Annotated in this window: 25 protein-coding genes and 1 riboswitch; of the genes, 14 read left to right on the top strand and 11 right to left on the bottom strand. The window is 72.3% G+C overall.

Annotated elements, in window-relative coordinates; all coding sequences use genetic code 11:
* The gene (locus tag AB0C03_RS25435; protein ID WP_030332488.1) at positions 1 to 711 is read right to left on the bottom strand and encodes an MBL fold metallo-hydrolase; all 711 of its coding nucleotides are present in this window, start codon (positions 709 to 711) and stop codon (positions 1 to 3) included.
* An 88-nt stretch (positions 712 to 799) separates the two neighbouring features.
* Between AB0C03_RS25435 and AB0C03_RS25430 the strand changes: the two genes are divergently transcribed.
* The 4 genes from AB0C03_RS25430 to AB0C03_RS25415 all read left to right on the top strand — a co-directional run bounded on the left by AB0C03_RS25430 (position 800) and on the right by AB0C03_RS25415 (position 2,905).
* Positions 800 to 1,567, top strand: a complete 768-nt coding sequence (locus AB0C03_RS25430) for an SGNH/GDSL hydrolase family protein (RefSeq protein WP_247680948.1) — start codon at positions 800 to 802, stop codon at positions 1,565 to 1,567.
* A gap of 23 nt (positions 1,568 to 1,590) precedes the next feature.
* A complete protein-coding gene (locus tag AB0C03_RS25425) occupies positions 1,591 to 2,007 on the top strand; it encodes a YchJ family protein (protein WP_357639521.1) in 417 nt (138 codons plus the stop codon).
* Positions 2,008 to 2,249: 242 nt separating this feature from the next.
* Entirely contained in the window at positions 2,250 to 2,522 is a 273-nt protein-coding gene (locus AB0C03_RS25420; protein ID WP_357639262.1) for a hypothetical protein, read from the top strand.
* Positions 2,519 to 2,905 carry a VOC family protein gene (locus AB0C03_RS25415; RefSeq protein ID WP_357639259.1) on the top strand — a complete coding sequence of 129 codons (387 nt, stop codon included), beginning with the start codon at positions 2,519 to 2,521 and terminating at the stop codon, positions 2,903 to 2,905. Before AB0C03_RS25420 ends, AB0C03_RS25415 begins: the two co-directional genes overlap by 4 nt.
* Positions 2,906 to 2,951: 46 nt before the next feature.
* Here AB0C03_RS25415 and AB0C03_RS25410 read toward each other — a convergent pair whose 3' ends face one another.
* Positions 2,952 to 4,325, bottom strand: a complete 1,374-nt coding sequence (locus AB0C03_RS25410) for an MFS transporter (RefSeq protein ID WP_357639256.1) — start codon at positions 4,323 to 4,325, stop codon at positions 2,952 to 2,954.
* A 244-nt stretch (positions 4,326 to 4,569) separates the two neighbouring features.
* Positions 4,570 to 5,580 carry a mechanosensitive ion channel family protein gene (locus AB0C03_RS25405; protein ID WP_357639253.1) on the bottom strand — a complete coding sequence of 337 codons (1,011 nt, stop codon included), beginning with the start codon at positions 5,578 to 5,580 and terminating at the stop codon, positions 4,570 to 4,572.
* A gap of 192 nt (positions 5,581 to 5,772) precedes the next feature.
* Here AB0C03_RS25405 and AB0C03_RS25400 point away from each other — a divergent pair, with 192 nt between their 5' ends.
* The 4 genes from AB0C03_RS25400 (at position 5,773) to AB0C03_RS25385 (ending at position 9,855) form a co-directional block, all read left to right on the top strand.
* Positions 5,773 to 6,903: a peptidoglycan recognition protein family protein gene (locus tag AB0C03_RS25400; protein ID WP_210866302.1), complete on the top strand. Its 1,131-nt coding sequence runs from the start codon at positions 5,773 to 5,775 to the stop codon at positions 6,901 to 6,903.
* 87 nt (positions 6,904 to 6,990) lie between these two features.
* Positions 6,991 to 8,565, top strand: a complete 1,575-nt coding sequence (locus AB0C03_RS25395; protein WP_210866303.1) for an FMN-binding glutamate synthase family protein — start codon at positions 6,991 to 6,993, stop codon at positions 8,563 to 8,565.
* Positions 8,566 to 8,737: 172 nt separating this feature from the next.
* Positions 8,738 to 9,262, top strand: coding sequence for a GNAT family N-acetyltransferase (locus AB0C03_RS25390; protein ID WP_030332472.1), 525 nt, complete (start codon positions 8,738 to 8,740; stop codon positions 9,260 to 9,262).
* Positions 9,259 to 9,855, top strand: a complete 597-nt coding sequence (locus tag AB0C03_RS25385) for a GNAT family N-acetyltransferase (protein ID WP_081883837.1) — start codon at positions 9,259 to 9,261, stop codon at positions 9,853 to 9,855. The genes AB0C03_RS25390 and AB0C03_RS25385 overlap by 4 nt, the downstream gene beginning before the upstream one ends.
* Here AB0C03_RS25385 and AB0C03_RS25380 read toward each other — a convergent pair.
* Positions 9,747 to 10,724 carry a helix-turn-helix transcriptional regulator gene (locus AB0C03_RS25380; RefSeq protein WP_030332469.1) on the bottom strand — a complete coding sequence of 326 codons (978 nt, stop codon included), beginning with the start codon at positions 10,722 to 10,724 and terminating at the stop codon, positions 9,747 to 9,749. The two genes, AB0C03_RS25385 and AB0C03_RS25380, sit on opposite strands and share 109 nt — an antisense overlap.
* A gap of 61 nt (positions 10,725 to 10,785) precedes the next feature.
* On the opposite strand from AB0C03_RS25380, the gene AB0C03_RS25375 reads away from it, so the two are divergent.
* From AB0C03_RS25375 to AB0C03_RS25365, 3 genes are all read left to right on the top strand, one after another.
* A complete protein-coding gene (locus AB0C03_RS25375) occupies positions 10,786 to 11,256 on the top strand; it encodes a VOC family protein (RefSeq protein WP_209444557.1) in 471 nt (156 codons plus the stop codon).
* A 57-nt stretch (positions 11,257 to 11,313) separates the two neighbouring features.
* Complete coding sequence (gene dinB / locus AB0C03_RS25370; protein WP_081883864.1) at positions 11,314 to 12,501, top strand: DNA polymerase IV; 1,188 nt, start codon at positions 11,314 to 11,316, stop codon at positions 12,499 to 12,501.
* Between the two features lie 121 nt (positions 12,502 to 12,622).
* Positions 12,623 to 12,991, top strand: coding sequence for a hypothetical protein (locus AB0C03_RS25365; RefSeq protein ID WP_357639246.1), 369 nt, complete (start codon positions 12,623 to 12,625; stop codon positions 12,989 to 12,991).
* A gap of 94 nt (positions 12,992 to 13,085) precedes the next feature.
* Here AB0C03_RS25365 and AB0C03_RS25360 read toward each other — a convergent pair whose 3' ends face one another.
* The 3 genes from AB0C03_RS25360 to htpG all read right to left on the bottom strand — a co-directional run bounded on the left by AB0C03_RS25360 (position 13,086) and on the right by htpG (position 16,885).
* Positions 13,086 to 13,754 carry a transglycosylase family protein gene (locus tag AB0C03_RS25360; protein WP_357639244.1) on the bottom strand — a complete coding sequence of 223 codons (669 nt, stop codon included), beginning with the start codon at positions 13,752 to 13,754 and terminating at the stop codon, positions 13,086 to 13,088.
* A riboswitch (cyclic di-AMP (ydaO/yuaA leader) is annotated at positions 13,755 to 13,927 on the bottom strand.
* Between the two features lie 211 nt (positions 13,928 to 14,138).
* Positions 14,139 to 14,639 carry a hypothetical protein gene (locus tag AB0C03_RS25355; protein ID WP_357639241.1) on the bottom strand — a complete coding sequence of 167 codons (501 nt, stop codon included), beginning with the start codon at positions 14,637 to 14,639 and terminating at the stop codon, positions 14,139 to 14,141.
* Positions 14,640 to 14,956: 317 nt separating this feature from the next.
* Positions 14,957 to 16,885 carry a molecular chaperone HtpG gene (gene htpG, locus AB0C03_RS25350; protein WP_357639238.1) on the bottom strand — a complete coding sequence of 643 codons (1,929 nt, stop codon included), beginning with the start codon at positions 16,883 to 16,885 and terminating at the stop codon, positions 14,957 to 14,959.
* Between the two features lie 150 nt (positions 16,886 to 17,035).
* Here htpG and AB0C03_RS25345 point away from each other — a divergent pair, with 150 nt between their 5' ends.
* Positions 17,036 to 17,734 (top strand): SDR family oxidoreductase, encoded by a 699-nt coding sequence (locus AB0C03_RS25345; RefSeq protein ID WP_030332460.1) that lies wholly within the window; start codon positions 17,036 to 17,038, stop codon positions 17,732 to 17,734.
* A gap of 57 nt (positions 17,735 to 17,791) precedes the next feature.
* Here AB0C03_RS25345 and AB0C03_RS25340 read toward each other — a convergent pair whose 3' ends face one another.
* Positions 17,792 to 19,243: a M28 family peptidase gene (locus AB0C03_RS25340; RefSeq protein WP_357639235.1), complete on the bottom strand. Its 1,452-nt coding sequence runs from the start codon at positions 19,241 to 19,243 to the stop codon at positions 17,792 to 17,794.
* Between the two features lie 202 nt (positions 19,244 to 19,445).
* Here AB0C03_RS25340 and AB0C03_RS25335 point away from each other — a divergent pair, with 202 nt between their 5' ends.
* Positions 19,446 to 22,223 (top strand): ATP-binding protein, encoded by a 2,778-nt coding sequence (locus AB0C03_RS25335; protein WP_357639232.1) that lies wholly within the window; start codon positions 19,446 to 19,448, stop codon positions 22,221 to 22,223.
* 14 nt (positions 22,224 to 22,237) lie between these two features.
* Here the strand turns inward: AB0C03_RS25335 and AB0C03_RS25330 are convergent, their stop codons facing one another.
* Both AB0C03_RS25330 and AB0C03_RS25325 read right to left on the bottom strand, forming a co-directional pair.
* Positions 22,238 to 22,999 (bottom strand): hypothetical protein, encoded by a 762-nt coding sequence (locus AB0C03_RS25330; protein WP_210866307.1) that lies wholly within the window; start codon positions 22,997 to 22,999, stop codon positions 22,238 to 22,240.
* Positions 22,996 to 23,496 (bottom strand): SigE family RNA polymerase sigma factor, encoded by a 501-nt coding sequence (locus tag AB0C03_RS25325; protein ID WP_210866308.1) that lies wholly within the window; start codon positions 23,494 to 23,496, stop codon positions 22,996 to 22,998. Before AB0C03_RS25325 ends, AB0C03_RS25330 begins: the two co-directional genes overlap by 4 nt.
* A gap of 138 nt (positions 23,497 to 23,634) precedes the next feature.
* On the opposite strand from AB0C03_RS25325, the gene AB0C03_RS25320 reads away from it, so the two are divergent.
* Entirely contained in the window at positions 23,635 to 24,465 is an 831-nt protein-coding gene (locus AB0C03_RS25320; protein ID WP_210866309.1) for a DUF3152 domain-containing protein, read from the top strand.
* Between the two features lie 22 nt (positions 24,466 to 24,487).
* Here the strand turns inward: AB0C03_RS25320 and AB0C03_RS25315 are convergent, their stop codons facing one another.
* The gene (locus tag AB0C03_RS25315) at positions 24,488 to 25,156 is read right to left on the bottom strand and encodes a hypothetical protein (RefSeq protein WP_210866310.1); all 669 of its coding nucleotides are present in this window, start codon (positions 25,154 to 25,156) and stop codon (positions 24,488 to 24,490) included.
* Between the last annotated feature and the right edge of the window lie 179 nt (positions 25,157 to 25,335).

The raw sequence follows: 25,335 nt of genomic DNA, 5'->3' as shown, positions 1-25,335 counted from the left end.
TCAACGATGCGCGGAGAGGAAGGCGCGGATGCGGTCGCGGGGGTTGTCGGTCAACTCGGGACCGTGGGTGAAGGCCGCCAGGTCGTACTCCAACTCGCCGAGCACGTGCGCGGTCTCCCGGGTCATCTGGAAGTCGCTGCACAGCCACCGCATCGGCCACCGGACGCCGAGCACGTTGAACAACGCGTCCCCGGTGATCAGCAGGCGGGTCGGCTCGTGCAGCAGCGACACGTGCCCGGGCGAGTGCCCCGGGGTGTGCACCACCCGCAGGCCGCCACCGACGTCGAGCAGGTCCCCGTCGGCCAGCGGCTGGGCCACCTCGACCGCCGGAAACCGGCCGCTGTTGAGCCGGGCGAAGAGCCGGCCGCCGGTCACCGCCGGGTCGCTGACCGGCGCGCGGCCCGCCTGCGCGTACGCCACGTCGGCGGCGTGCGCCGCGACCGGAGCACCGGTACGGCGGGCCAACTCCGCCGCGCCGCCGGCATGATCGGGGTGCGCGTGGGTGAGCACGATCCGGGTGACGTCCGCCGGCACCTTGCCGATCGCCGCCAGCCCGCGCACGATCCGGGCCGGCGCCTTGGCCAGCCCGCAGTCGACAAGTGTGACGCTGCCGTCGTCGTCGACGAAGGCGTACGAGTTGACGGCCGAACGGCCGACAGTGGGGATACGCCAGACGTTCGGGGCCAGTGCCACCGCAGGGGCTCGCGTCATGTCGCGAGTCTAGGGAGGATCGTCAACCGTCGTTGTCGACCGGTCGACGGTCCGCCCGAGGTGCCGGAGGGCTAACCTCGCCCGGGTGATGTGGCAGCGGTACGTGGCGATCGGCGACAGCACCACCGAGGGGCTCGACGACCCGGACGGCGCCGGCGGCTACCGGGGCTGGGCCGACCGGTTCGCCCTGGCGGTGGCCCGCGCCCAGGGCGGTCTGGAATACGCGAACCTGGCCATCCGTGGCCGGACCACCGCGCTGATCCGGGCCGAGCAGCTCCAGCCGGCCCTCGACCTGGCCCCCGACCTGGCCACCGTCGTCGCCGGCATGAACGACGTGTTGCGCCCCTCCTTCGACGCGGACCAGGTCGCCGGTGATGTGGCGGCGATGCAGCAGGCGCTCGTCGATCAGGGGGCCACCGTGCTGACGTTCACGATGCCGGACCCGGCGCCCGTGATGCCGCTGGCCCGGCCCCTGCGGGGTCGCATGCTGGCGCTCAACGAGGCGCTGCGGGCCGCCACCGCGCGGACCGGCGCCACCCTCCTCGACCTGGGTGCCCACCCGGTCTCCTCCGATCCCCGGCTGTGGAGCGACGACCGGCTGCACGCCAACAGCGCCGGGCACGAGCGGATCGCCGCCGCGTTGGCGTACACGGCGGGTCTGCCCGGATTCGACGACTCCTGGACGCAACCGTTGCCACCGGCCGCGCGGCGACGCCGGGGTGAGGTGTTCGGCGCCGAGCTGGCCTGGACCCGCCGGCACCTGCTGCCCTGGCTGGTCCGGCACCTGCGCGGCCGGTCCTCGGGTGACGACCGGGTGGCCAAGCGGCCGGTGCCACTGCCGGTGCCGCTGGACTAGAACGGGTGCGGCAGGATAGCGACGTGGGCAAGGGTGCGGGACGCCGGCGGGCGAACGCGACGGCGGGACGGGTGTGCCCGTGCGGCTCCGGCCGGGCGTACGCGGACTGCTGCGCCCCGGCGCACACGGGCGACGCCCCGGCGACGGCCGAGGCCCTGATGCGCTCCCGGTTCAGCGCCTTCGCCCTCGGCGACTCCGGTTACCTGCTGCGCAGCTGGCACTCGTCGACCCGGCCCGCCTCTCTGGAGCTCGACCCGGGGCAGCGGTGGACCCGACTGGAGATCGTGCGGACCGAGCGGGGCGGCCTACTCGACGCCGCCGGCACGGTGAGCTTCCACGCCCACTACCGGCACGGGGGCCGGCCCGGCACGGTGACCGAACACAGCCGGTTCGTCCGCGAGGACGGCCGGTGGGTCTACCTCGACGGTGACCAGCCCTGACGGCTGCGCCGACGGCCGGTCGGGGCGTACGATGACGTCGGCGTCGTCCTGCGCCGCACCTCCCTCCCGGCGCTCACGCCGCCGGCAACGCGGAGGCAAAGGGGGCCTGGAGCCCTCGGGACGTGGTGCCACATGCCCCACTCCGGCAGGGTCGGCGCGAGCGTGAGTCCCGGTGACCGTGCCGTTGACCGGGAGCATGTGATGACCACCCAGAGATCGTTCAAGGCCCGGGTCCGGACCGGATGGCGAAGACCGGCGAGAGCGCCCGTTGGCTGCCCGACGTCGAGGTACGCGTCCGCACCGCCACCGCGCCCCGGATCTTCCGGGCCGGCTGGGCCGGTGGCCCGACCCGGATTGTCGTCGGCATCGACGCTGTCGGCGAGTCAAAGGCCCGGGTCAGCGTCCTGCACGAGAAGCTGACCGGGGCTGAGCAGGCCGCGGAGCTGAAGGCGTACTGGCGGGAACGACTCGCCGCACTCAAGGCACTGCTCGAAACGGACGGAGGCCACCGATGACCATGACGTTCATCAACCTGCCGGTGCGCGACCTGACCACCGCCGCCGAGTTCTACCGGGCGATCGGCTTCACCAGCGACCAGGGCGAGCCGGACGGCGACAGCATGGTGCTCACCATCTCCGACACCACCCGGCTGGTGCTGCACCTGCGCTCGGGTTTCGAGAGGTTCACCGGTGTCGCCACCCCGGACACGGAGACCAGCCGGGAGGTCATCGTCGGGCTGTCGGCGCAGAGCCGGGGGCAGGTCGACGAGCTGGTCGACCAGGCGGCCGTCGCCGGTGGCGAGTCGCTCGGGCCGGGGATGGCCAACGGGCCGATGTACATGCGTGGCTTCCGGGACGTCGACGGCCACCAGTGGTCGTTCCTGCACCTGGACGGCTGACCACACGGCCCGGCGGCGACCCCCTCGGGCCGCCGCCGGGCCCCGGTCAGTGCCGGCCGGGCGTCACCGCCGCGACCACACCGGTGGGCACCACCGCGCGGCGCCGGCGGCGGGTCAGCAACACCAGCGCCACCACGAGGTACGCCCCGGCGGTCAGCGCGAACGCCACCGCGTTGCCGGCCGCCGTGGCGAGCAGGCCGTAACCGGCGTACGTCACGATGATCAGGACGTCGGTGGCCATCCCGGCCAGGGATGTGACGGTGGCGCGGCTGGTGCCGGTGATCCGGGCCTGCAACCGGGCGTCGGCCAGCACGGTGGCCAGCTGCGCCGCGCCGAAGGCCACCGCGATCAGCACGAACCCCGCCGGGTGCCGCAGCAGTGCACCGCCGGCCAGCGCGACGCCGACCAGCCCCAGCAGCGCGGCGTACCCTCGGCCGCCCAGCCGCTCCCCCGCCGGGGCGAGCAGCCCACCGACTGTCACCCCGGCCCAGAGCAGCAGGAGCAGCAGTGGGACGGCCTGCGCCCCGACACCGGTGTCCAGGGCGAGCAGCGGGGTGTACTCGTCCAGGGCACCCCAGTCGGCGGCGACCACCGCCACCAGCAGCACTGCCGACCGCACCGGCGCGCGGGTGCGGACCTGCGCCACCCCGGCCCGCAGCGTGTCCCACCATCCCAGGTCGGCATCGTCGTCCGGGCTCGCCGGCGGGACGGTGTCCGGCTCGTCCGGGCCCGCCGGTGGGGCGGTGTCCGGCTGGTCCGGCCGGGGTGGTGCGGCATTCACCGGCCCGGCAGCCGGCACCGGCTCGGCGACCGTGACGCGTGCGGCGGCTGGCGCGCGGTGCTCCGGAAAGCGGGTGGCGGCGATCGCGGCGAGCAGGCAGGCGGCCACGCTGGCCGCGCCGACCGCCGGATACCCGCCGACGGCGAGCACCGGACCGGCGAGCACTCCGGAGAGCACCACGCCCAGCACACCCGCCGTCCGTGCCCGCCCGAGCACCCGGGCGTACCGGCCGACCGCGCCGAGCCGGTCCAGTTCGGTCCAGACCAGCGCCTCCAGGGCACCGGACACCAGCGCGCCAGCGGCGCCCCAGAGCAGGAAACCACCAGCGAACGCCGGGTACGACGGCAGCAGCACCCAGAGCGCGAAACCGGCGGCGGCCACCAGCGGGGCGAGGCACAGCAGCAGCCGGCGGGACAGCACGTCGGCCCACGCGCCGGAGGGCACCTCGAACAGGATTCCGGCGGCCGACCAGATGACGAACAGCGACGCGATCTGCCCCACCGACAGCCCGGTGTCGGCGAAGAACACCACGTACAGCGGGTAGAGCAGGACAAGGTCGCTGAGGAACGCGTACCCGTAGAGGGTCGCCGTCAGCCGGCGGACCGCCGGGTCGGGCACGCGCGAGACGATGGAGATCATGGGGCCTTCCCGTGGGAGTGGAGACGGACACCGGACGTGCGGTGCCCGTGGTGGCCCACGGGATCGGCCTACGCCGCTGGATCAATGTCGCCAGGTCATGCCCGCGATGCTAGACAACCGGCGCGGTGGCGGCCAGCGCTTTCGGCGTGCGGGCAGCGCGAACCGGGCCGGGTAGGCGAGGCGGTGCGCAGAACGCGAGGCGGGGCGGGATCAGGTCGATCCCGCCCCGCCGTAACGCCGGATGTCAGCGCCGGTCGACCGGCGGAATGACAGTGGTGGTCTCGCTGTCGTCGCCGGCGCGCGGGCCGGGCACCGCTCGGTCGGTGCCGCCGGTGACCACCTGGGTCGTGTCGGAGCCGGCACCGGCGCCCACCACCTGCGTGACGTCGGGGTCGGCCGAGCGGCTGACCACCTGGGTGGTGTCGTCGGCGTCGGAGCTGACCGGGAAGCGCACGACCTGGGTGGCGTCGGTGTCGGCGGGGCGGGTCACCACCTGGGTGGCCTCCGGGTCGCTGGTGGGGGCCGAAGCGCGGGCCAGTTCCGCCTCGGCGTCGCGGCGACCGGCCCGGTACGCCTGGGCGTGCTCGGCGATCAGCCGCGACTCCCGCTCGGCGCGGGTCAGCCACGACTCCCACCGACTCTGCATCGGACGGATCAGGCCGCCGCCGACACCGACGACGAGGATGCCGCCAATCGTGGCCAGCACGGCGATCAGCACCGGAGTGGTGACCGCGGTGGCCACCCCGATCTGGTTCAGCGCGGCGATGACGCCGAGGCCGAGGATGAACACCGAGGCGATGGTGGCCAGCGCCCGGCCGTACGACAGGCCGCCGAGCGCGCCGCTGATGATGTCCTTGACCGCGTTGGCGATGGCGGCGGCGACCACGACGATGACGATCGCGACGAAGGCCCGGGGCAGCCACGAGATCACCGCACCGAGCAGGTCGGAGATCGGGTTCGGCCCCCAGATGCCGAAGGCGAGCTGGAGGGTGAACAGCAGCACCGCGTAGTAGGCGAGCTTCGCGACGATGTCGCTGGCGTCGTACCGGGAGCGACTCAACGCGCGGCGGATGCCGCCGCGTTCGACGGCGCGGTCGAAGCCCACCCGTTCGAGGACCTTCTCCACGATCTTCAGTACCGCCTTGGCGATCAGCCATCCGGCCACCAGGATCGCCAGGAAGGCGACGGCCTTGGGCAGGAAGAGCATCACCGAGCGGAGCGCGTCGCCCACCGCGTCGCTGACGTTGTCACTCATCTGGTCATTCCTTAAGGGGCAGCCGGATCGGTCTGCCCCGACCTACCCCCGACCCGGCGCGCGGAAACACCGGTGATCACGAGCTCTGCCGGCCCTCTAGCGCGCGGGCGAGTCTTGGCAATATTCTCCGGAGTACGTGCGGCCACTGGAGCTACTTTTCATCCCCCGCCGTCGGCCGCAGGAGGAGATGCCATGCACGTCGACCATTCCGAAGTGGATCGCCGGACGCTGCTGCGGGCCGGTCTCGGCGCCGCCACGGTCGCCGTCGTCGGGAGCGAACTCGCCTTCCCGGGCGCAGCGCAGGCCGCGCCGGGCACCGACCTGGACTGGATCATCAGCTGTGACGAGTGGGCCGCCCGCCCGCCGAAGGATCCGCTGTCGGTGAGCGCCATCGCCACCAACAAGATCATCGTGCACCACATGGCGTTCCCGAACGTCACCGACTACTCCCGTGAGCAGGCGGTGAAGCTCGCCCACGACTGCCAGGACCTGCACATCGACGGCAACGGCTGGTCGGACACCGGCCAGCACTTCACGGTCAGCCGCGGCGGCTACGTGCTGGAGGGCCGCCGGGGCAGTCTGGAGCGCCTCGAAGCCGGCGACCGGCAGATGATCTCGGCGCACTGCCCGGGTGAGAACGGCCGGGCGATCGGCATCGAGAACGAGGGCACCTACGTCACCGAGACCCCGCCGAAGGCGTTGACCGACTCGCTGGTCAAGCTCTGCGTCGCGATCTGCCGGCAGTACGGGCTGCACGCGCACGACATCTTCGGCCACTGGGACTTCCGCACCACCGAGTGCCCGGGCGCGGCCTTCTACCGGCAGTTCCCCGAGCTGCGGCGGCGCGTGCACGCCGCCCTCGGCACCACGCTCGGTGACGTGCCGGCGCGCCGCTGGCCGGACCTGTGGCGCTTCGTCAACTCCCCCTCGGTCCGGGTGGTGCAGCACCTGCTCGCCTTCCGGGGCTACCCGGTGACCGTCAGCGGCACGTTCGACGCCGCGACCGTCGCGGCCGTGCAGGACTGGCAGGCCCGCAACGGCATCGCTGTGGACGTGGACGCCACTCTCACCACCCCGACCTGGGAAACCCTGGTGCCTGAGCTGGACCAGCACGCCAGCGGAGCGCCGGTGACTGCCGTGCAGGAAATCCTCGCCACCAAGGGGTACGCGGTCACCGTGACCGGGGCGTACGACCACGCCACCCGGAGCGCGGTGCAAGAGCTCCAGGCGCTGCACGGGCTGCCGCGCAACGGCAAGCTCAGCACGAGCACGTGGTGCACGATCGTCGGCGGATCGATCCGCGAGTCGTTCCGGCACCGCTGAGCGTCCGGTGGCGGTGTGGGGGCACCCGCACCGCCACCAGCCAGCTCACCGGTTTGATCCGCCGCCCGGGCGGAAAGACTCCCGGGCATGACCTGGGCCCGTCGAGCCGTACCCGCCGTCGCCACCGCCGTCGCGGCGCTCGCCGCGCGGGACCTGATCCAGCGCGATCACGCGCTGCTGCGCAACTTCCCGATCCTCGGCCGCGCCCGCTATCTGTTGGAGACGATCGGGCCGGAGCTTCGGCAGTACATCGTGGCCGGCAACAACGAGGAGCGGCCGTTCACCCGCGACCAGCGCCGCTGGGTGTACGCGTCGGCCAAGCAGGAGAACAACTACTTCGGTTTCGGTACGGACAACGACATCGAGTACACCCCCGGGTACCCGATCATCAAGCACCGTACGTTCGGCCGTGCCGTGCCTCCGTCGTCACCGGCCGCCGGGCACGATGTGCGGTTGCCCTGCGCGAAGGTGCTCGGCGCGGCACGGGGGCGGGCCCGGGCGTTCCGCCCCGAGTCGGTCGTCAACATCTCCGGGATGAGCTTCGGCTCGCTGTCCGGCAACGCCGTCACCGCGCTCAACAAGGGTGCGGCGCTCGCCGGTTGCCTGCAGAACACCGGTGAGGGCGGCCTGTCGCCGTACCACCGCAACGGTGGTGAGCTGGTCTTCCAACTCGGCACGGCGTACTTCGGCTGCCGCGACGAGCACGGCCGGTTCAGCCTCGACCGGCTGAAGGACCTGGTCGCCGGGGCCCCGGTCAAGGCGTTGGAGATCAAGCTGAGCCAGGGCGCCAAGCCGAGCCTCGGTGGGTTGCTGCCCGGGGCGAAGGTGTCCGCCGAGATCGCCGCCACCCGGGGCATCCCGGCCGGTCAGGACTGCGTCAGCCCGTCCCGGCACGCCGAGTTCTCCGACTGCGACAGCCTGCTCGACTGGGTGGAGCTGCTGGCCGCCGAGACCGGTCTGCCGGTCGGCATCAAGTCGGCCGTCGGTGACCTGGGCTTCTGGCAGGAGCTGGCCACCCTGATGCGGAACACCGGCCGGGGTGTGGACTTCGTGACGATCGACGGCGGTGAAGGCGGCACCGGCGCCGCACCGCTGATCTTCACCGACTCCGTGTCGCTCCCGTTCCAGCAGGGCTTCTCCCGGGTGTACAAGATCTTCGCCGAGCACGGCCTGCACGAGCAGGTGGTCTTCGTCGGCGCCGGCAAGCTCGGCCTGCCGGACAACGCCATCGTGGCGTTCGCGCTCGGCTGCGACCTGGTCAACGTCGGTCGGGAGGCGATGCTGTCGATCGGCTGCATCCAGGCGCAGAAGTGCCACACCGACACCTGCCCCACCGGTGTCGCCACGCAGAACGCGTGGCTCGCCCGTGGCCTGGACCCGGCGTCGAAGTCGGTCCGGGCGGCCAACTACGTGCGAACCCTGCGCCGGGACCTGACCAAGGTCGCCGAGGCCTGCGGCGTCGAACACCCCGGCCTGATCGGCACCGACGCCGTGGAGATCCTGGACGGTCGCACCGGCTCCACGCCACTGCATGAGGTGTACGGCTACCGGCCGGAATGGGGGCTGCCCTCGCCCGCCGACCGGGCGGAGATCATCCGACTGATGGTCCCGGAGGCGCCGCAGGGCGGCAGCGCCCCGCCGTCAGCCACCGCCGTCGGCTGAGCTTGATGTCTGTGAGTCATCATGATGACTCACAGACATCACGCGTCTCCCCGCCATGTCCGCGAAGTGCCGCCCGCCGGCCACCACGACCGCCATCCACGACGACCGCCGGCAGATCGGTGCCGGCGATAAACGCGTGGAGCCGGCAACTCACCGCGTCTATGGTGGCGCGGTGCTGATCAGACGCGAGACACCCGCCGACGTCGACGCGATTCGCGCGGTGCACTCCGCGGCCTTCGCCAAGGCCGATGGCGGTGACGGCGTACCGGTCGAGGCGACGCTCGTCGACGCGCTGCGCGTCGACGAGGGCTGGCTGCCCGCGTACTCCCTGGTGGCGGTCGATTCGGACGGCCAGGTGGTCGGTCACGTGGTGGCCACCCGCGGCCTGGTAGGCGGCGCGGCGGTGGCGCTGGGCCTGGGGCCGCTGGGAGTGCTGCCGGACTGGCAGCGGCGCGGCGTCGGCAGCGCGTTGATGCACGCGGTGCTCGGCGCGGCCGACGCGCGGGACGAGCCGCTGGTGGTCCTGCTCGGGCACCCCGACTACTACCCGCGTTTCGGGTTCCGGCCGGCCGTCGAGTTGGGCGTCACCCCGCCGCAGCCGTGGGGGCCGCAGTACTTCATGGCTCGGCCACTGCACGCCTGGAACGAGTCGATCCGGGGCGAGTTCCGCTACGCCAGCCCGTTCGACGACCTGTGAACCCACCGGGCATCCGCCGGCGGCGCGCCACCGACCTGGACGGCTGCGTCGCGGCGCTCACCGAGGTTCACCGGGTCGACAGGTACCCGCTGAACTGGCCCGCCGACCCGCACCGCTGGCTCCGCGAGCCGCAGCCGGCGCGGGCCTGGGTGGCAGTCGATGACGACGCTGCCGTCGTGGGTCACATCGCCGTGCACCGGCTGCCCGATCCGGCGGGCGGGCCGCTGGCCCCGCCGACGGCCGAGGTCGCCCGTCTCTTCGTGGTGCCGAAAGCCCGGGGGTTGGCGCTGGGCAGCGCGCTGCTGGACCGGGCCCGCCGGTGGGCGGCCACACGCGCGACGGACCTGGTGCTGGAGGTGGCCGCCGGTGACACCGCGGCCGTCGCGCTGTACGAGCGCGCGGGATGGCGGTGCGTCGGCACGAGCACGGCGCCGTGGACCGCTCCCGACGGCGGCCCGGTGTCGCTGCGGCACTACACGCTGCGTCACCGCGCGTCGGGCTCCGACGTCGCACCGGCCAGCACCGCGAGGCGACGGGCCAGCCGGCCCGCGGCCTCGCGCAGCTCGGCAGGCTCCAACACCTCGACCTCGTAACTCAGCCGGGCGAGGTGCGCGGCGAGCCAGTCCAGGCTGTCACCGCCGAGGACCAGCACCGACCACCCGTCACGATCGTCCTCGACCCGTCCCACCTGGGGCGGGACCACCTCGCGCAGCTGGTCGGCCGGGGCGTGCACGCGCACCCGGGCGAGGTACCGGTACGGCGCCCCGGTCACCGCCCGCTGCACGAAGGCCACCGGATCGGGGTGCTCGCGGGCCCGGAACCGCCAGGTGGTCGCCACCACCGCCCGCATCCGGTCCAGCCGGAACGTCCGCCAGTCGTCGCGGTCGACGTCCCAGGCCATCAGATACCAGCGGCGGCCGGTGGTGACCATCCGGATCGGTTCGACAGTCCGTTCCTGGCCCCCGGCGCCCCGGCCGGGATAGTCGAACCGAACGCGCACCCCGTCCCGGCAGGCGCGGGCCAGCGTCACCAGCAGCTCCGCGTCGATCTCGGCGACCGGGCCGATGAGGGTGTCGGTGGCGCCGTGCACCGCCCGCACCTCGGCGCGCAGCCGCGACGGCATCACCTGGTCGAGCTTCGCGAGTGCCCGTAGCGCCGCCTCGCCCGCCCCGGCGACGGTGCCGCCGGAGGCCAGCCGCAGCGAGACCGCCGTGGCGATCGCCTCCTCGTCGTCGAGGAGCAACGGCGGCAGCCGGGTGCCCGCACCGAGTTGGTAGCCACCGCCGACGCCCGAGACGGCGTGCACGGGGTAACCGAGCGTCCGCAGGCGCTGCACGTCGCGGCGCACGCAACGGCCGGTGACCCCCAGCTCGACGGCGAGTTCGGCGGCCGTCCAGGACGGTCGTCGTTGCAGCAGCGCCAGCAGGCGCAGCACCCGCTCGGTCGTTGCCTCGACGGTCATTCGTCGATCGTTGCACGGATAGCGGAACAACCCTGTCCGCTATCCGCGAGAGGCTCAGTTCATGACCGACCAGATCAGACACCAGGGATCCGCCGTGATCCGCGACGTGCAGATCACCTTCGACTGCGCCGACCCGGCCCGGTTGGCCACGTTCTGGGCCGAGGCGCTCGGCTACCAGGTGCAGGCCCCACCCGGAGACTTCGAATCCTGGGACCAGGCGCTGGAGGCGATGGGTGTGCCGCCGGAGAACCGCAACGACGCGTCGGCGGTGGTCGACCCCGAGGGCGCGCGACCACGGCTGTTCTTCCAGCGGGTGCCGGAACGCAAGCAGGTGAAGAATCGCGTCCACCTCGACGTCCGGGCCGCCCCCGGGCTGACCGGTGACGCGCGGATGGCGGCCCTGGAGACGGAGGCCGAACGGCTCGTCTCGCACGGCGCGAAGCGCCTCGGCCGGCACGAGCCCACTCCCCCGTTGGCCGCCGGTCACCTCATCATGGCCGACCCCGAGGGCAACGAGTTCTGCCTCGACTGATCGGGCGTTCGCCCAGCTCACTGCCGCATCGGCCGGGCGCCATGCGAACATGTGTACGTGTCGCCCGGCGCCAGCATCCTGCACGCCGACCTGGACGCGTTCTACGCGTCGGTCGAGCAGCGCGACGACCCGCGCCTGCGGGGCCGACCGGTGATCGTCGGTGGTGGGGTGGTGCTCGCGGCCAGCTACGAGGCGAAGGCGCGGGGTGTCCGCAGCGCGATGGGCGGCCAGCAGGCGCGTCGGCTCTGCCCGGACGCGATAGTGGTGCCGCCCCGGATGTCGGCGTACACGGCGGCGAGCCGCGCGGTCTTCGAGATCTTCCGGCAGACCACGCCGCTGGTCGAGGGGCTCTCCATCGACGAGGCGTTCCTCGACGTGGGTGGGCTGGGGCGGCTGGTCGGGCCGCCGGCCGAGATCGCCGAACGGCTGCGCCGGGAGGTCCGCGACCAGGTCCACCTGCCGATCACGGTGGGGGTGGCCCGCACGAAGTTCCTGGCCAAGGTGGCCAGCGCTGTGGCGAAACCGGACGGCCTGCTGGTGGTCGCGCCGGACGATGAGCTGGCGTTCCTGCATCCACTGCCGGTGGAACGGCTCTGGGGAGTCGGCCCGGTCACTGCCGCCAAGTTGCGGGAGCGCCGGATCCGTACGGTCGGGGAGGTGGCCCGCCTCGGCGAGGCGGCGCTGGTGTCGATGCTCGGGGCGGGCGCCGGCCGGCACCTGCACGCGTTGGCGCACAACCGCGACCCCCGGGCGGTGCAGGTGGGGCGGCGGCGCGGGTCGATGGGCGCGCAGCACGCCCTCAGTCGCACCCCGCACGCCTCGACGGAGTTGGAGGCCATCCTCGCCGGCCTGGTCGACCGGGTCAGCCGGCGGATGCGGGCGGCCGGACGGTCCGGCCGCACGGTGGTGTTGCGGCTGCGCTTCGGCGACTACACCCGGGCGACCCGCTCGCACACGGTGGGGAAGGCGACGGCGGACACCACGCCACTGCTCGCCGCCGCGCGTGCGCTGCTGCGCGCGGCACTGCCCGAGATCGATCGCCGTGGTGTCACTCTGATCGGTGTCTCGGTGGGCAATCTCGACGACAACCCCGTCCAGCCTGAGCTGCCGTTCCAGCCTGACGCCGGTTCCGATCTGGACGCTGCGGTGGACGCGGTCCGCGACCGGTTCGGATCGGCGGCGCTGACCCGGGCGGTGTTGCTCAACCGGGAGCCGGGGGTGGAGATGCCACTCCTGCCGGACTGACCGATACGCGTGCGGCGTCCGCGGTCGAGTTGCGAGCAGAGACACATCACAGCAGGTCGGCGGTTTAGCTGGCGGCTGACGGGTGACCCTTGGGGGGTACAGCCTGACGAGGGGGGCCATGATGTCCGACGACACCAGCAACCGACCGAGCCGCACCGCCGAGCGTCCGCACGACGTGACCGACCCGCTGCTGTGGCAGTTGGCGGTCGATGTGCTGAGCGCACACGAGCCGGACGACGAGGGCCGGTGCCGCAACCTTCAGTGCGCCGGGCAGTCCTGGCCGTGCACGGCCCGCAACGGCGCCGAGCACTCGCTGCGACTGTCCCGCAGCACGCCCGACTCGGTCGAGAGGACCACCGACGGCGACGACAGTGACGACGTGGGCGCGGGCCGTCCCGGGGAGTCCGCGGTGCCGGCCTCCCGCTGGGGCTGGAACGCCGGCCCGGCAGCGTCGCATCGAGGGCCGAAGGCGTCCGCCTCGGCGGCGTGACGGCGGCCCGCACGAGGCACGGGCACCCCGGCTGACAGCACGACACACACGAACGCTCGGCCGGTGACCCGGCCGAGCGTTCGTGTGTCATCCGTCAGAGGCTGAGCCGCTGACCCGGAAAGATCAGACCCGGGTCTGCTCCGACCACCTGCCGGTTGTCCTCGTACAGGGCCTGCCAGCCGCCGGCCACCCGCTGTTCGGCAGCAATCTCGGACAGGGTGTCGCCCGACTTGACCAGGTACGTCTGGCCGCCCGCCACCGGCGCGGTGCGCTGGTGGTCGCGGGTCGCCGGCTGCTCGCCACGCGACGACCGTTCCTGCGGCTTGGTGGGCTTCGCGGTCGACGTCGTCGACTTCTCGGTGGATCTGGTCGACGGCTTCGCGGTGGGCTTGGTCGCGGAGCCGCCCTTCTTGCCGCAGGTCGGCCACGCGCCGATGCCCTGCCCGTCGAGCACCTTCTTGGCAATGGCGATCTGCTCGCCGCGGCTGGCCAGGTCGGCGCGGGCGGCGTACTTCTTGCCGCCGTAACCGGCCCAGGTGCTCTGCGAGAACTGAAGCCCGCCGTAGTACCCGTTACCAGTGTTGATCTTCCAGTTGCCGCCGGACTCGCACTTGGCGATCGCGTCCCAGTTGACGGCGGCCTGCGCAGGGGCGGCCGGCCCGAAGAGGGCGACGGCGCCGGTGACCGCGCCAACGGCAAGGGTGCCGACGGCGAGGCGGCGGGTGGTGACCCGTCGATGACGGGGGGTGTAGACAGACGTCATGTGAGCTTCCTCCACGCCGGCGAGGTGAGCTGTCGGGTTCGGGCCGAGGAGCCCGGCCGCGCGATGGCGGCTTCACCCCGAGGTGACATGCACCGAGGAACGTGTGGGTCCCCCGCTCCTGCCCGGGTGACTGGGTTCCGACGACCGGGGGCAGGATTTGGCGTTGCCGGCCGTGGTGTCCGCGTTGGCGAACCCGACCGACGTTAGGCACGGTCGGTGACGGTCGCCCACCTCTTGTGAACTCTTTCACCGGGCCACGCGGGGTGGGTCCCGCAGCGGTTGCGGGCGATCGACGTCTGTGCAGTGACCATCGTGGACCGTTTTCGATCAGGCCGGCACAGCAGGCGTGACGAACACGGCCACGGCCCGGCCTGACAAGGCGATTCAGGCGGTCGCCTGGTATCTGCGGAGCGCAGCTTCGGCGAGCTGGTGCAGGTATCTGTCACCGCCGGGTTTGTTGCCCTCCTCCTGGATGACCACCAGAGTGGTTCCGATCCGGACGAGGACGCTGTCGCACTTCAGCGTGTCGGCACCGTACGTCGCGCTGCACCTGACGTGAATACTGTCATCGCCCAACCGCGGCCCTGCTGCCACCGCGAAGCGATGGCTGCCGCCCTGGCTGGACGACGCGACGGTGGGACAACGGCCGATCAAGGTTCGCAGGTCGGCCGTTGCCCGTCGTGCACCGTCATCGGCGTATGTCCTGAGGACTTCGGTCCCCACCCACAGGTCATCCGGGCCCGCGTCATAGCTGAGGGTGGCCGCGGCCATCGCTGACGGAGTCCCGGTCAGCCGCCTCGCTGACAACAGCGGGATCATGCTGCCCGAGCAGGCTTCTGAGCGTTGCTCCCCGGCATCAGGCGACATGACTGTCGCGATCTCCACAGTGAATCCTGGCGGCACCGAGTCCGTGGCGACCAGGCGTGCGGACAACGCGGCGGAATAGCCCGGCCCGCCCGTCGCCGGAACTGCTGGCTCGGGCGGCTTCGTGGCTGTGGCCGAGCCCGTCGCCTGCGCCGCGGAGGGGATCGCTTCGCCCGCTGACCGATCCGCTGTACGAGCCGGTGAGGAACCGCAAGCGGTCACCGTACAGACGGCCACCACAGCAGCTGACGTACGCAGCACCATCCTGAGCACCGACGGACTCCACCTTCTCGCGCGGAACGCGTGACGTTAGCAGCGGGCGAGCGATCCCCCTACGGTTACAGGGTGCGGGCCAGCCGGTCGGCGAGCGTCCGGGTGAAGCGGGCCGGGTCGGTCAGCTCGCCACCCTCGGCCAGCACCGCCAAGCCGTAGAGCAGCTCGGCGGTCTCGGTCAGGGCCACCTGGTCGCTGCCCTGCTCGTGGGCCTTGCGCAGCCCGGACACCAGCGGGTGCCCGGGGTTGATCTCCAGGATCCGCTTGGTCGGCGGAATCTCGTGCCCCATCGCCCGGTACATCTTCTCCAGGGTCGGGGTGAGGTCGTGGGCGTCGCCGACGACGCAGGCCGGCGAGGTGGTCAGCCGCGATGACAGGCGCACCTCCCGGACACTGTCGGTGAGGGTGGTCCCCAGCCAGTCGAGCAGCGCCGCGAACTCCTGTCGCTGCTGCTCACGCTCGGCCTCGGCCTGCTGCTTCTCCTCGTCGGTGTCCAGGTCGATCTCGCCCTTGGCGATCGAGCGCAGCGTCCTGCCGTCGTACGTGCCGACCCGCTCGACCCACACCTCGTCGACCTGGTCGGTGAGGAGCAGCACCTCGTGCCCCTTGGCCCGGAACGCCTCCAGGTGCGGCGAGTTCTCGATGGCGGCCCGGGATTCGCCGGTGGCGTACCAGATGTCGCTCTGGCCGTCCTTCATCCGGGACACGTAGCCGGCCAGGTCGGTGGGCTCGGCCGGGTCGTTGGTGGAGGCCACCGACAGGATGTCCAGCAGGGTGTCCCGGTTGTCGGTGTCGTCGATCAGCCCTTCCTTGACCACCGCGCCGAACTCGGTCCAGAAGGTGCGGTAGCGCTCGGCGTGGTTGGCCTTGAGGTCCTTGACCGTGGCGAGGATCTTCTTGACCAGGCGGCGGCGGACGATCTGGATCTGCCGGTCCTGCTGGAGGATCTCCCGGGAGATGTTCAGCGACAGGTCGTGCGCGTCGACCACGCCCTTGACGAAGCGCAGGTACGTCGGGACCAGCGCCTCGCAGTCGTCCATGATGAAGACGCGCTTGACGTAGAGCTGCACGCCACGGCGGCCCTGTGGGGAGAACAGGTCCAGTGGGGCGTGGCTGGGCAGGAACAGCAGAGCTTCGTACTCGAAGGTGCCCTCGCCCTTCATGTGCACGACCTCGAGCGGGTCGGCCCAGTCATGGCTGACGTGCTTGTAGAACTCGTTGTACTCGGCGGCGTCGACCTCGTCGCGGGGTCGCGCCCAGAGCGCCTTCATGGAGTTGAGGGTCTGCACCTCGCTGGTGGGGGCCTCACCGTCGGCGCCGGGCCGCTCCACGCTCATCCGGATCGGCCAGGCGATGAAGTCGGAGTAGCGCTTGACGATGTCGCGGACGGTCCACTCGACGGTGTAGTCGTGCAGGTTGTCCTCGGTGTCGGCCGGCTTGAGGTGCAGTGTCACAGCGGTGCCCTGCGGCGCCTCGTCGACCGCCTCGATCGAGTACGTGCCCTCGCCGGTGGACTCCCAGCGGGTGCCGCCGGTCTCGCCGGCCTTGCGGGTCAGCAGGGTGACCCGGTCGGCGACCATGAACGCGGCGTAGAAGCCGACGCCGAACTGGCCGATGAGGTCCTGCTTGGCGTGGGCGTCGGCGGACTCCCGCAGCTGGCGCAGCAGCTCGGCGGTGCCCGACTTGGCGATCGTGCCGATCAGCTGGACGACCTCGTCGCGGGTCATCCCGATGCCGTTGTCCCGCACGGTGAGGGTGCGGGCGTCGCGGTCGATCTCCAGGGCGACGTGCAGGTCGTCGGTGTCGGCGACGAGGTCCTTGTCGACGAGGGTGGCCAGCCGGAGCTTGTCCAGTGCGTCGGACGCGTTCGAGATGAGTTCCCGCAGGAAGACGTCCTTGTTCGAGTAGATCGAGTGGACCACCAACTGGAGGAGCTGACGCGCCTCGGCCTGGAATTCCAACGTTTCGGCCTGGTTGCTCACACCGTCTCCCATCTCGGCTCGTACGGAGGTTCGCGGAAAGGATACGAGTCGTCACCGGTCCGGCTGTGGGCGCGTCCGGGTCGTATTCCCGATTCGCTCGCCCCGCTCCGGTGAGATAGCTGACTTTGCTCAACAGAAGTCAGCTCGGATAGCGTGACGGCCATGAAGCTCGCTGGAAGCACCGCCCTCGTCACCGGCGCCAACCGTGGCCTCGGCCGCCACCTGGCCGCCGAACTCCTCGCCCGGGGCGCCACCGTCTACGCCGGCGCCCGTAACCCCGACCGCGTCGACCTGCCTGGCGTGACGCCGGTACGCCTCGACATCACCGACCCCGCATCGGTGGCCGCCGCCGCCGCGCTGGCCGGCGACGTGAACCTGCTGATCAACAACGCGGGCACCGACTTCCGAGCCGACCTCCTCGACGGCGACCTGGACGTGCTGCGGCAGGAACTGGAGACCCACTACCTCGGCACGCTGTCGATGGTCCGGGCGTTCGCGCCGATCATCGCCGGCAACGGCGGCGGGACGATCCTCAACGTGCTCTCCGTGCTGTCCTGGTTCAGCTCCCCGATCCACGGGGCCTACGGCGTCGCCAAGGCCGCGCAGTGGTCGATGACCAACGGCGTGCGCGTGCGCCTCGCCGACCAGGGCGTCCGGGTCGCCGGCCTGCACGTCGGCTACCTGGACACCGACATGGCCGCCGACATCACCGGCCCGAAGTCCGACCCGGCGGAGATCGCCAAGATCGCGGTCGACGGCGTCGAGGCCGACGCGTACGAGATCGTCGCCGACGACGTCAGTCGGCGGGTACAGGCCGGGCTGGCCGGCGGTGTCGCCGCGCTCTACCCCCAGCTTCCCTGACCACGACGCGACGGGCCGCCGCCGGGTTGCCGGCGGCGGCCCTGCTCGGGTACGCGGTCAGCTCGCCTGCAACGTCACGTCGTCGATCACGAAGCTGGTCTGCAGCGAGGAGTCCTCGGTGCCGGTGAACGTCAGCGTCACCGTCTGCCCGGCGTACGCAGCCACGTTGAGCGTGCGCTGGACGTAACTGCTGGAGGCGTTGAGGTTCGAGTACGTCGCCAGCGTGGTCGAGCCCATCCGCACGGTCAGCTTGTCGTACGCCGTGGACGTGGTCGTCTCGGCGGTGTCGATGCGCGTCCAGAACGACAGCGTGTAGCTGGCGCACCCGGCCGGCACGGTCACCGACTGGGACAGGGTCTCGGTGCGGGTGCTGCCGTACCCGTTGAGCCACGCCTTGTACGACCCGGTCCGGGCCGGCTTGCTGCTGGAGTTGGTGATCACCCCGGAGGATGCGGTCCACGGCGTGCTGCCGTTCTCGAAGCCGCCGTTTCCGACCACCTGACCACCGACGCAGGTCGGGGTGCCGCCACCCACGGCGAGTTGCCACAGCGCGTACGCGACACCGTCGGCCGCCCGGTTCAGCACCGTGGCGCTGACGTTGGCGGTGGTGTCACAGGACCGGTGGTAGCACGGGTCGTACGCGGAGTTGGCGGTGCCACCCCACTTGGCCGCCTGGGCGCTGGTCTTGCGGGCGCTGGCCCCGGCGGCGTAGCCCGAGGTGGGGATGCCGGCCTGCTGGAAGTAGTAGTCGTCGGAGCGGCCCTGCCCCTCGACGTTCTCCTCCGGTTGCAGGCCCAGGGAGTCCCAGTACGCCTTCAGCGGCACCGCGGTGGTCGAGGTGACCCGGTTGATGAAGTAGCCGCCGTTGACCGAGCCGACCATGTCGAAGTTGTAGTAACCCTTGATGTAGCCGCGCTGGGTGCTGGTGAGCGAGTTGACGTAGAACCGGGAGCCGTTGAGCCCCTGCTCCTCGTCGGTCCACCAGGCGAACCGCACCCGCTTGGTCATCGTCGGGTTCTGCACGGCCAGGACCAGCGCGTTCTCCAGCAGGGTCGAGGAACCCGTGGCGTTGTCGTTGATGCCCGGACCGGCCGAGACGCCGTCCAGGTGCGCGCCGAACATGACCACCTGGTCGGCCGGGCCGCCGGGCCACTCGGCGATGAGGTTGTTCGAGGGGTACGTGCAACTGGAGCAGTACTGCTCGCTGACGGTGTAGCCGGCCGACTGGAGCCTGGTCTTGACGTAGGTGAGCGAGGCGGTGTAGCCGGCCGAGCCGGCCCGTCGGTTGCCACCGTTGCTGGTGGCGATGGCGTTGAACTGGGTCAGGTGCGCCTGGACGTTGCTGACGGAGATGTCCGGCGCTGCGAGTGCGGCGACGGACCCGGCGATCGGCCGGGCCACCGTCGTGGCGGTCGGGGGTGACGCGGTCACCGGTTGGGCGGCCAGCGTCACGGTCGTCGCGGCGAACACGGCGAGCGCGACTCTCGCGCTCAGCGTTCTGCCTCTCATGGGGGCTCCTCGGGGTCGGAGGGATACCCGAGACAATTACAGATGTCGATGTACTAGGCATCGGTCGTTCGTCCCGAACCGCCGCCGGTTCGACGGTGGGTACCGGCGTCAGCACAGCTGAGTAGAAGTGTCAGGATGGGTAGGTAACGCGGCAGGGGTCGTCAGGCCCGGAACGGGGGCTTGCGATGGGGTCGGATCGAGCGTGACACGACCCAGCAGCGACCTGTTCCTCGGCGGCGGCGAAACCGGGCGGTTGATGGCCGAGCTGGACTGGGCCCGCACCCCGCTCGGCCCGGTCAGCGAATGGCCGCAGAGCCTGCGCGCCGCCGTCCGGATGGTGCTCTCCTCCCGGTACCCCATGCTGCTGCTCTGGGGCGAGAACTACTCCCAGCTCTACAACGACGCCTACTCGGCGCTGATCGGCGACAAGCACCCCGCCGCGCTCGGCGACGACGTGCGGGTGACCCTGGCCGAGGTCTGGGACGTGCTCGCCCCACTGGTCGAGGAGGCCATGGCGACCTCGGTGGCCAGCTGGGTCCCCGCGCTGCAACTGCTGCTCAGCCGGGCCGGCTACCGCGAAGAGGCGTACTTCAGCGTCTCGCACGCCCCCGCCCGCGACGACGACGGGCGCACCGTCGGCGTGCTGACCGTGTGCAGCGAGGTCACCCAGCAGGTGATCGGCGAACGTCGGCTGCGCCTCCTGCGCGACCTGTCAGTGCTCGGCGACGGGCGCACCGTCGACGTGGACGCCACCGGCGCACGGCTGGTCGGCGTGATCGACGACCACCCCCTGGACGTGCCGTTCGCCGCCATCTACCTGCGCGACGGCACGACACTGCGCCGGATCGCCTGCACCGGCGGCGACCGGCGGCACGCCCAGACCCTGCCGGACGCCGTCGAGCTGACCGACCCGGGCCCGCCCGCGTACGCCTGGGGGCTGGCGGACGCGGCCGAGGGCCGGGCGACCGAGGTGACCGACGTCGCCGACCGGTTGCCGCTGCCCGCCGGCCCGTGGGACGACCCGGTCCGCACCGCGCTGGCGCTGCCGCTGTCCTCCGCCGACGAGGGTCAGCCCCGCGGCGTCCTGCTCGCCGGGGTGAGCCCCAGCCGTGGGCTCGACGAGGCGTACCGCTCGTTCCACCAGCTCCTCGCCCAGCAGATCTCGGTGGCGTTGCGCAACGCCCAGGAGTACGAGGAGGAGCGGCGCCGCATCGAGGCGATGGCGGAACTGGACCGCCTCAAGACCGACTTCTTCGCCAACGTCAGCCACGAGTTCCGTACCCCGCTGACCCTCATCCTCGGCCCGCTGACCGACGCCCTCACCGACGCCACCGCGCCGCTGGCACCGGTGCAGCGGGAGCGGGTGGAGACCGGCTGGCGTAACGCGACGCGACTGTTGACGCTCGTCAACAGCCTGCTCACCTTCTCCAGCCTGGAGGCCGGGCGGGCGCGCAGCGACGCCCGGGTGGTCGACCTGGCCGCGCTGACCGCCGAGCTCGCCGGGGTGTTCCGGGCCGCCGTCGAGCGGGCCGGGTTGACCCTCGAGGTGAGCTGCCCACCGCTGCCCCGGCCGGTCTCTGTCGACCCGGTCAACTGGGAACGCATCGTCACGAACCTGCTCTCCAACGCCCTCAAGTACACGTTCATCGGCCGCATCCGGGTCACCCTCGACGCCGACGACGAGGAGGTGCGTCTCACCGTCGCGGACACCGGCATCGGCATCGCGGAACGGGACCTGCCGAAACTCTTCGAACGCTTCCATCGGGTACGCGGCGCCCGCTCGCGCAGTCACGAGGGCACGGGCATCGGTCTGGCCCTGGTGCACGAGTTGGCCCGGCTGGAGGGCGGCGACGTCCGAGTGACCAGCCAGGTGGGCGTCGGCAGCCGGTTCACTGTGACGCTGCCGTGGTCGGCGACGCACCGCACCGCGGTCAGCGGCCCGACGGTCGGCGGGCGGGGTGACGCGGCCCGGGCCGCCGTCGAGGAGGCGGTGGGCTGGCTCACCGAACCGAGCGACGCGGTGACCGAACCCGACCCCGCGACCCGAACGACCACGGACGAGCTGGCCGGGGCCCGGATCCTGCTCGCCGACGACAACGCCGACATGCGGGCGTACCTCACCCGGCTGCTCACCGCGCAGGGCTGGCGGGTGCGGGAGGTCACCGACGGTCAGCAGGCCCTCGACGAGATCCACCGCGACCTGCCGGACCTGGTGCTGACCGACGTGATGATGCCGGTGATGGACGGCTTCGACCTGGTGCGCCGGCTCCGGGCGGACCCGGCGACCCGGGCGCTGCCGGTGCTGGTGCTCTCCGCCCGTGCCGGCGGTGAGGCCAGCGTGGAGGGCCTGAGCCTGGGCGCCGACGACTACCTGGTGAAGCCGTTCGCCGCAGCCGAGCTGGTCGCCCGGATCCGGGCCAGCATCCGCCGGGCCCGCGACCGTACCCCCGCGGCGGCCCTCGGCGGCGAACCGGCGACCGTCGCCGCCTCCGCTCCCCCTTCGCACCCGGCCCCGGTCGGCCCCGTCACGGCGGACCCGGCTGTCGAACCCGTCCGCGACGCGGCGGTGCTTCCGCCGACGCCGGCCGACCCGGACGTACTGGGCGATCTCCTGGACGTCGGGTGGACGTACCCGTCCGAACCCACCTCGGCGGCGGCGCTGCGTCGGGACGTGCGCGGCGCCCTGGGTGAGCTGGACGTTGACCCGGACGTCCTGGAGGATCTCCTGCTCGCCGCCTCCGAGGCCATGAACAACGCCGTCGAGCACGCGCAGCGGCCCAGCCGCCCGGAGGTGCGGGTGCGCGTCCAACTGGGTGGCGGCCTGGTCCGGATCTCGGTACGGGACTTCGGCACCTGGCGGGACCGCCGACCGGCGATGGACCGGGGGCGCGGCGCGCTGCTGATGAACGCCTACGGCGACGTGCGACTGGTCTCCACCGCCGAGGGGACGACGGTGACCATCGAGCGTCGGCTGGCCTGAGCGGCGGCAGCGCGTCAGAGTCGACGGCCGCCGCCGTCGCGGGCGATGATGCCGTCCAGCCGCTCCCCCGGGGTGAGGTGCGCCGGATCGAACCAGAAGATCACCACCTGGCTGTCGAGACTCCACCGCGTCACCCGGGCGTCGACCTGCCGACCGTCGACGGTGCCGATGATCCGCTTGGCGGGGCCGACGAAGTAGCCGAAGGTGGGCACCGGCGCGGCGGCAGACCCCTCGTCGTAGCCGATCTGGTGGAACCCGGCGCTGCGGTCACTGCCCTCGACGTCGTTGACCAGGAGGTCCGTGGTCAGCGAGCCGCCGGTGGTTTGGCGACCGGCGGCCAGGCCGATGGACACCTTGGGTACGCCGGGCACGGACACCGGGACGAAGTAGTACATGCGGCGCTCACTGCCGTGCCGTACCCCGCTGTCCACCAACTGGCCCAACGGCTTCGCCAGTGGCGTGTCGCTGGCCAGCGTCGGAGGTGCCGTGCGGTCCGGCGACTTCTGCGCCGACGGCGAGTCAGCGACCGTCGGTGGAGCGACAGCGGCCGGTGGCAGAGGCTCGGTCGGCGTCGGATCGCCCGGCCCGGACACGCCGACCGCCACCGCGACGACCGCGGCGGCCAGGCCGGTCGCGAGCGTCGCCGCCCCGGCCGCGGCGACGCGCCGACGGGTACGCAACCGACGTCCCTCGCGCATCACGGCGCTCAGATCGAGCCCCGCGTCGGGACGCTCGGTCGCCCGCATGGCGTGGCGGAGCCGTTCCAGCTCGCTCATCGGCGCGCCTCCTCATCGGCCATCCGGGGGGTGGCGCTGCGCAACTTCTCCAGAGCCCGCGAACTGGTGCTCTTGACGGTGCCGACGGATACCGAAAGTTCCCGGGCCACCTGCGCCTCCGGCAGGTCGAAGTAGTAGCGCAGGACGACGATGGCGCGCTCCCGAGGGCTGAGCGCACCGAGGATGGCGATCAACCAGCGCCGGGTTGCCACGTCGTCGGCCACGTCGTCACGCCGCTGCTCCGGCACCTCGTCGGTCGGGTACTCCCGCATCGGCCGTCGCCACCCGTCCACCAGATGGTTGACCAGCGTGCGGCGCGCGTACCCGTAGGCGTCGTCGTCGTGGATCCGTGACCACGACGCGTAGGTACGGACCAGCGCGGTCTGCGCGGCGTCCTCGGCCTGGTGGTGGTCGCCGGTCATCAGGTACGCGGCGTGCACCAGTCGCGCGGACGCCGCCCGCGCGAACTCCACGAAATCCGCGTCCCCCCGCGCCACCGCGAACCCTCCCCGTGCCACAGAGCTAGAGACGGGCGGGGCCGGCAAAAGGTTGAGCGCTGGGTCACATCAACTTTTCGCCCCGGTCACCCGTCTTCTCCTCCGCGCCACCACTGAGCGTTGCGCGAGGGGAGAGACATGTCGACGAAGGTTACCCGCCGCTGGGGTCCCGCATCGATGGCGTCGCTGCTGGTGATGGTGTTGCTCACCGGATGCGGTCTGCCGGCCGCCGGGGAACCGGCCACCGAGCCGGTCGCCGCCGGAGAGCTGCCCGCCGGGCCGGCGACACCCGCCGGGCGGCCGAGCGCGACCACCGAGGTGCGGTCCAGTTCCCCAGCGGTCATCCCGGTGACCTACCCCGCCACCGGCGGTAACCGCTGGTCGGTGGCGTCGGGCGAGACGACGCCGGGACGCGCGACGGGCGGCCGGTTGCTGCGCTACCGGGTCGCCGTGGAGCGCGACATCCAGGGCCTGGCGACGGCTGACATCGCGACCGCGATCACCACGACGTTGAACGACCCGCGCGGGTGGACGGCGGGCGGGGCGTGGCGGCTGCGCCGGGTCGGTGCCGGTGAACCGACCGACTTCACCATCTACCTGGCGACCCCCGGCACCCGTGACACGCTCTGCCAGGACGTGCCGGACGCCTACACCTCGTGCCGCAACGGTGCCCGGGTGGTGCTCAACGTGGCGCGTTGGGTCAAGGGGGTGCCGCGGTACGGCGCGAGCCTCGACACCTACCGGCAGTACATGGTCAACCACGAGGTGGGACACAAACTCGGGTACGGCCACGAGCGGTGCCCCGGGCGGGGCCGGGCGGCGCCGGTGATGCAGCAGCAGACGCTGGGCCTGCACGGTTGCACCGCGAACGCCTGGCCGTACCCGAAGGGCAAGACCCGCTACAGCGGCCCGGTCGGGGCGTACGACGACGAGATCCCCCGGCGTGAGGGCGGCTACCCGGCGCGCTGAGACCGTCGGCGGCGGTGTGCCATCAGGTGCGCCGCCGCCGTTCCTGTTCGAGTCGCTCATCCAGCCGACCCATCTCGTAGATGGCGTTGAGGCTGGTCGGCAGGCGGCTGACGTTGTCGTTGTCCGGAACCGGGCCGGGATCCGGTGCGGGACCGGAATCCGGCACGGGACCGGGGTCCGGCGCGGGTGCGGCAACGGCGGGGGCCGGGGCCCGGCGGCGCAGGAGCAGCAGCGCCAGCACCGCGAGCAGCACGACGACCAACAGGTACGACGCGGGTGGCCAGGCGTCGCGGGTGGGGCTGGCGAACACCGGCGGGGCGGCCGGTTCGGGGGTGTCGCCGTCGCGCTGCGGCACGACGACCTCGCGGGTGTCGGTGCTCTCGCCGACGGGGCGGCGATCAGGGGCGGGGGCGGCGGGTGCGGGAGCATCACCCACCGAACCGGCGGGCGCCGGGACCGCCGTGGTCCGCACCGGGGTGGGCTGACCGGCGGCCGGTGGCCGACCGGGCGTGGGCACCCCGGTCGCGGTGGCGCTCGGCGTCGGAGCGGCACTGGGCGGGTCGCCGCCGAGCAGGTCGTCGACGATCTGACCGACCCCACCGATGATGTCGCCGAGCGGATTCGACGTGGCCGACGGCGAGGGCGCCGGGGCGAGGGCGAGGGTCAGCGCGAGAACGACGACGGTAGGCATGAAGCGACCTCCGATGTGCCGAGATGCCACGCACCGTACCGCGTCCGGCGAGCGCGTGGCGACACCGGCACACCCGGGCGGGGGGGGGGGGGGGGGGGGGGGCCCCCCCCGCGCCGGGCCCCCCCCCCCCCCCCCCCCCCCCCCCCCCCCCCCCCCCCCCCCCCCCGGGAGGAGGAAGT

Origin of the sequence: Micromonospora parva (genome assembly GCF_040649675.1) — a bacterium.
GTDB classification, from domain to species: domain Bacteria; phylum Actinomycetota; class Actinomycetes; order Mycobacteriales; family Micromonosporaceae; genus Micromonospora; species Micromonospora parva.
The sequence above is the reverse complement of the archived record's forward strand: the minus strand, read 5'-3'. Positions and strand labels throughout refer to the sequence as shown.